This is a genomic window from Pseudomonas sp. P5_A2_2 (assembly GCF_054177685.1).
In genome coordinates, this window is the sequence record NZ_JBGCUL010000292.1 from 1 (window position 1) to 5,099 (window position 5,099).

Genomic DNA, 5,099 nt, shown 5'->3' on the forward strand with positions numbered 1-5,099 from the left:
CTCGGTGATCTGCGCCCGCTCGGTGATCTGCGCCCGCAGCTTCAACGAGCCGGCAGCCCGCTGGCGAGCCTCCTCCAGCACACTGGCCGGGGCCGTCTCCGGGCTGCCTGCGCTAAACGGTGGGGCCGGGGCGTATTCCAGTTGCAGTTGCACCAGCTCGGCGGTGGCCTGGTCGAACAGCTCGGCGGCCAGGGTCAGGGCGAAGTCGATTCCGGCGGTGATGCCGCCACCGGTCAACAGATTGCCGTCGCGAACCACCCGGTCTTTCACCACGATTGCGCCCAGCGGCTTGAGCAGTTCGTGATACGCCCAGTGAGTGGTGGCGCGTTTGCCTTTGAGCAATCCCGCCGCGCCCAGCACCAGCGCGCCGGTGCACACCGACGTGATGTAGCGGGCGTTGGCGGCCTGTGCCTTGAGAAAGTCCAGGGTCTGGTCATCTTCCATCAACGGCCCGACGCCACTGCCACCGGGCACGCAGATCACGTCCAGTGCCGGGCAATCGTCGAAGGTGGTGGTCGGTTTCAACAGCAGGCCGGTGCTGGCGGTGACCGGCATCAGGTCTTTCCAGATCAGATGCACTTTCACATCCGGCAGCGAGGCCAGCACGTCATAAGGGCCGGTCAGGTCCAGTTGCTGAAGCTGTGGAAACAACAGAAAGCCGATCTGCAACGTCATGGTGTTTTTCTCGTGAAGTGGGTGGACGGTTTGACTGTAGGCTCGTAGGCTTTGGCGTATACGCCAATATCCCCACGAATTACGCCAAATGTCGAAAACCATCCGTGTACTCGCTTTCGCCAACGTGCAATTGCTCGACGTCACCGGGCCGCTGCAGGTATTCGCTTCGGCCAACGACATAGCCCGTCAGCAAGGCCTGCCGCGACCCTACGCACCGACGGTGATTGCCAGCGGCGGCGGGGCGGTGATGTCGTCGGCGGGGTTGGCGCTGTTGGCCGAACCGTTGCCGGATGGCGGCAGCGATACCCTGATCATCGCCGGTGGCTGGGGTGTTTACGCAGCGGCGCAAGATGCGCCGTTGGTCGCCTGGGTGCGCGAACATGCCCATGGCTGCCGGCGGGTTTCTTCGGTGTGCACCGGTGCGTTTCTGCTGGCGGCCAGCGGCTGGCTCGATGGCCGGCGCGTGGTCACCCACTGGACCCGTTGCGAGCAGCTGGCGCAGCAGCACCCGCGCTTGCAGGTCGAGCCCAATCCGATCTTCATCAACGACGGTCCGGTCTGGACCTCGGCCGGAGTGACTGCCGGTATCGACCTGGCATTGGCCATGGTCGAACAGGACCTGGGGCGCAACATGGCCCTGGAGGTCGCCCGGCAACTGGTGGTGTTTCTCAAGCGTCCGGGTGGCCAGTCGCAGTTCAGCGTAACCCTGTCCCTGCAACAGGAAGGCAACCGTTTCGACGAACTTCACGCCTGGATCAGCGAAAACCTGACCCACGACCTGGGCATCCCGACCCTGGCCTTGCAGGCCGGCATGAGCGAACGCAGCTTCGTGCGCCACTACCGCGCCGACACCGGCCAGACCCCGGCCCGGGCCATCGAACTGATCCGCGTCGAAACCGCACGGCGTCTGCTCAGCGACACTGGCGTGCCGATCAAACGGCTGGCGGTGCAATGCGGCTTCGGCAGCGAAGAAACCCTGCGCCGCAGTTTCCTGCGGGCCATGGGCGTGACACCGCAGGCTTATCGGGAGCGGTTTTCGGTCAGTGTTGCGGCAGATCCGGTGTCCGGTTCACGTCAGGCTTCAACTTCCGCCAGCTGATTGAAATACTTCGCCCGATCCGGCGTAAACGTCACCACCATCCCGGTTCGCGAGCAGGTCAGCGCCCGTTCTTCGCTCAAATCAACATCCAGATCTTCCCCACGCAACCCTTGCCACTGTGCGAGGTATTTGAGGGAGCCATATTTTTCGAGTTTCTTAAGACTGCGGCTGACGCCACCTTTCCAGCCCAGTACCGGCAACTCGCCGGCGAGGCACTGACGGGCGAGGTCGGGGAAACGGGCGGCGCGCTGGCGGCCGACTTCCCAGCATTTGATCAGGCCCTTGTCACCGGCCTCCCAGAGTTCTTCGCGGTTCAAACCGGTTCGCAGCGGGGAGTCGATGCTGCGTTGGATGCGTTGGGTCATTCTGGTTCCTTGAATTCGGGGGGGTCTGGACAGCTCCGCTGTACCCGTTGAGCAAAGATGTTAGGTGGGGATGTAGCGGCTGGCAACAGGGTAATTTCGGGGTGTTTGCTGATGGCCGATGTTTAAAAAGTGTAGGGCCAGGTTTGCGAAACCTGTGGTGTTGGAAGCTTGTACTCATGGCTGCCAGACGGTTTTCTCCCCACTCAACCTCCGGTCCAGAAAACACGCCGCACTGATCAACGCCAGATGCGTCAATGCCTGCGGTGTGTTGCCCATATGCCGCCCATGGCTGTCGAACTCTTCGGCATACAGCCCCAGCGGGTTGGCGTACCTGAGCAACTGTTCGAACTCCAGATGGGCCTTGTTCAATTGGCCGGCGCGGGCCAGGCATTCGACGTACCAGAACGAGCAGGCGGCGAAGGCGCCTTCGCTGCCGGGCAGGCCGTCGATCTGACTGTCGTCGTTGCGGTAGCGGTAGATCATGCCGTCGCGTACCAGGCTCTTTTCGATGGCTTGCAGGGTCGCCAGCCAGCGCGGGTCGCGGGCGCTGACGAAACGCACCAGCGGCATCAGCAGCATCGAGCCATCCAGGCCGGTGCCGCCGATGTGCTGGACGAAATGCCCGCGCTCTTCATTCCAGAAGTTCTCCCAGATGTCGGCGTAGATCGCCTGACGGGTTTGGTCCCAACGTGCGAACGGTGCCGGCAGCGAACGTTTCGAGGCGAGGCGGATGGCGCGGTCCAGGGCGACCCAGCACATCAGCCGTGAATGCAGGAAATGGTATTGCCCGCCGCGCATTTCCCAGATTCCGACGTCCTTTTGCTCCCAGGTTGCACAGACCTGATCCACCACTTCCATCGTGTGTTTCCAGCCTTCATGGGAAATGGCTTCGCCGTATTTGTTGACCAGGTAAATCGCGTCCATCAGCTCGCCAAAGATATCGAGCTGGACCTGTTCACAGGCCTGATTGCCGATGCGCACCGGTTGTGCGCCAGCATGGCCGGACAGGTGCGGCAGCTCGACCTCCGGCAACTCCTGACGACCGTCGATGGCGTAGAGAATGTTGAGCTTCATCGGCTTGCCCTGACAGTCACTGACCCGCCCGCGCAACCAGCGCATGTAGGCGTTGGCTTCTTCGACGAAGCCCAGGCGCATGAATGCATAGACAGTGAACGAGGCGTCGCGGATCCAGGTGAAGCGATAGTCCCAGTTACGTGCGCCACCAGGGCTTTCCGGCAGGCCGAACGTCGCGGCGGCGAGAATCGCGCCGTGTTTGCGTGAGGTCAGCAGCTTCATTGCCAGAGCCGAGCGGTTGACCATTTCGCGCCATCGGCCGCGGTAGTTGGACTGGCCGATCCAGTCACGCCAGAACTTGAGGGTGCGTTGCAGGCACAGTTCGGCAGCGCCTTCCTTGAAGCGCGGATCGTTGACGGCGCCGAGCAGGAACTGGCCTGTCTGGTCTTGTTCGAGGGTGAATTCGGCGACTGCCACATTGGCGTCGATGCGTAAGGCCTGATCCGAAGATAGCCGCAACGCCGGTTGACTGGCGGCCTCGAAGAGCACGTCCCGCTTGTCCACGCGTGCGTGGGTCGTGGCACGGGCGTAGTCATGGCGCACAGCACAACGCATGTGGAAAGTGGCGCTGCCGCTGACCACGCGGATCCGCCGCATCAGCAGCGGCAGGTCATCTTCGGTGTCGCCGACGGGCAGCAGATCGGTGACTTCGACCACGGCCCGATCACTGAGCCAGCGGCTCAGCAGCACATTGGTGTCAGGGAGGTAAATCTGTTCGCGGCGGGCATCGGGCAAGTCCGGCGACAACTGGAAAATTCCCGCCTCGGGGGTGTCCAGCAGCGAGCAGAAGATCGACGGACTGTCGAATTCCGGCCAGCAGAAAAAGTCCACGCTGCCCTTGTCATTGACCAGCGCCGCGCTACGCATGTCGCCGATGATGCCGTGGGCGTCGATGGGGCTTTGGCGTTCGGGGTGATCAGCCATTGTCGCGAAACTCCGGGAACCAGGGGCCTATTCAGCTGACTGGTCGGGGCAGCGAGAGTTCATTTGGCGGGGGGTGTGAGTTGTCTGTGAGGGCCTCTTCGCGGGCAAGCCCGCTCCTACAGTTGATGGGTGTACACCGTCCAATGTAGGAGTGGGCTTGCCCGCGAAGGGGCCTTCACATTCGACCAACAATTCCACGCTTCCCCCACAATCAGCCGTTATGGCAACGTGCAGTCCCCTGATGAGACCCGTCCCATGGCAAACCCCTACCGCGAACTATTCAAAGCCCCCGGCAGCGGCGCATTCGTGCTGGCCGGGATGATCGCGCGCATGCCGATTTCCATGACCGGCATCGGCCTGATCACCATGCTTTCACAGTTGCAGGGTGGCTACGCAATGGCCGGCGCGGTGGCGGCGACCTTCGCCCTGGCCACGGCGTTTTGCGCGCCGCAGGTCTCGCGGCTGGTGGATCGCTATGGCCAGGGGYGGATTCTGCCGGTGGCGGCGTTGCTAGGCGGTGGGGCACTGTTGCTGCTGTTGCTGTGCACGCGGTTGCAGGCGCCGCACTGGACGCTGTTTGTCTTCGCCGCGCTGGCCGGTTGCATGCCGAGCATGTCGGCGATGGTGCGGGCGCGCTGGACCGAGGTGTATCGCGGCCGCCCCGAGTTGCAGACCGCCTACGCCCTGGAGTCGGTGCTGGACGAAGTCTGCTTCATCGTCGGGCCACCACTGTCGGTGGGGTTGTGCGTGGTGGCATTCCCCGAGGCCGGGCCGCTGGCGGCCTTGCTGGCACTGGCCATCGGCGTCACCGCGTTCGTGTTGCAGCGCAGCACGGAGCCGCCACATCACCAGGGCTCGATCATCCGCTCTCGCGACATTCAGTTGCTGATGCTGTTGATTGTGGCCATGGGGTTGATGGTGGCCATGGGCACCATCGTCGGCGTGGTGGACGTGGTCAGCGT

At 63.1% G+C, this 5,099-nt stretch carries 5 protein-coding genes; 2 read left to right on the plus strand and 3 right to left on the minus strand.

Translation table 11 applies throughout. The features are described 5' to 3' along the window. On the minus strand, nt 1-675 hold a 675-nt coding region (gene inhA / locus ACXRVY_RS16630), incomplete at its 3' end, for an isonitrile hydratase (RefSeq protein ID WP_458237789.1). A gap of 88 nt (nt 676-763) precedes the next feature. Between inhA and ACXRVY_RS16635 the strand changes: the two genes are divergently transcribed. Further along, a complete protein-coding gene (locus ACXRVY_RS16635) occupies nt 764-1,774 on the plus strand; it encodes a GlxA family transcriptional regulator (RefSeq protein WP_223462403.1) in 1,011 nt (336 codons plus the stop codon). On the opposite strand, the gene ACXRVY_RS16640 is transcribed toward ACXRVY_RS16635, so the two are convergent. Together ACXRVY_RS16640 and ACXRVY_RS16645 are read right to left on the minus strand one after the other, a co-directional pair. After that, nucleotides 1,750-2,139, minus strand: a complete 390-nt coding sequence (locus ACXRVY_RS16640; protein WP_223462402.1) for a hypothetical protein — start codon at nt 2,137-2,139, stop codon at nt 1,750-1,752. The two genes, ACXRVY_RS16635 and ACXRVY_RS16640, sit on opposite strands and share 25 nt — an antisense overlap. 174 nt (nt 2,140-2,313) lie before the next feature. After that, nucleotides 2,314-4,137, minus strand: coding sequence for a glycoside hydrolase family 15 protein (locus tag ACXRVY_RS16645; RefSeq protein WP_223462401.1), 1,824 nt, complete (start codon nt 4,135-4,137; stop codon nt 2,314-2,316). Between the two features lie 255 nt (nt 4,138-4,392). On the opposite strand from ACXRVY_RS16645, the gene ACXRVY_RS16650 reads away from it, so the two are divergent. After that, the coding region (locus ACXRVY_RS16650) for an MFS transporter (protein WP_458237790.1) at nt 4,393-5,099 on the plus strand (707 nt) is incomplete at its 3' end.

Excerpts from the sequence above, each read along its gene's own strand:
- ACXRVY_RS16635 (WP_223462403.1), top strand. The coding sequence starts at position 764 with ATGTCGAAAACCATCCGTGTACTCGCTTTCGCCAACGTGCAATTGCTC.
- ACXRVY_RS16640 (WP_223462402.1), bottom strand. The coding sequence starts at position 2,139 with ATGACCCAACGCATCCAACGCAGCATCGACTCCCCGCTGCGAACCGGT.
- ACXRVY_RS16645 (WP_223462401.1), bottom strand. The coding sequence starts at position 4,137 with ATGGCTGATCACCCCGAACGCCAAAGCCCCATCGACGCCCACGGCATC.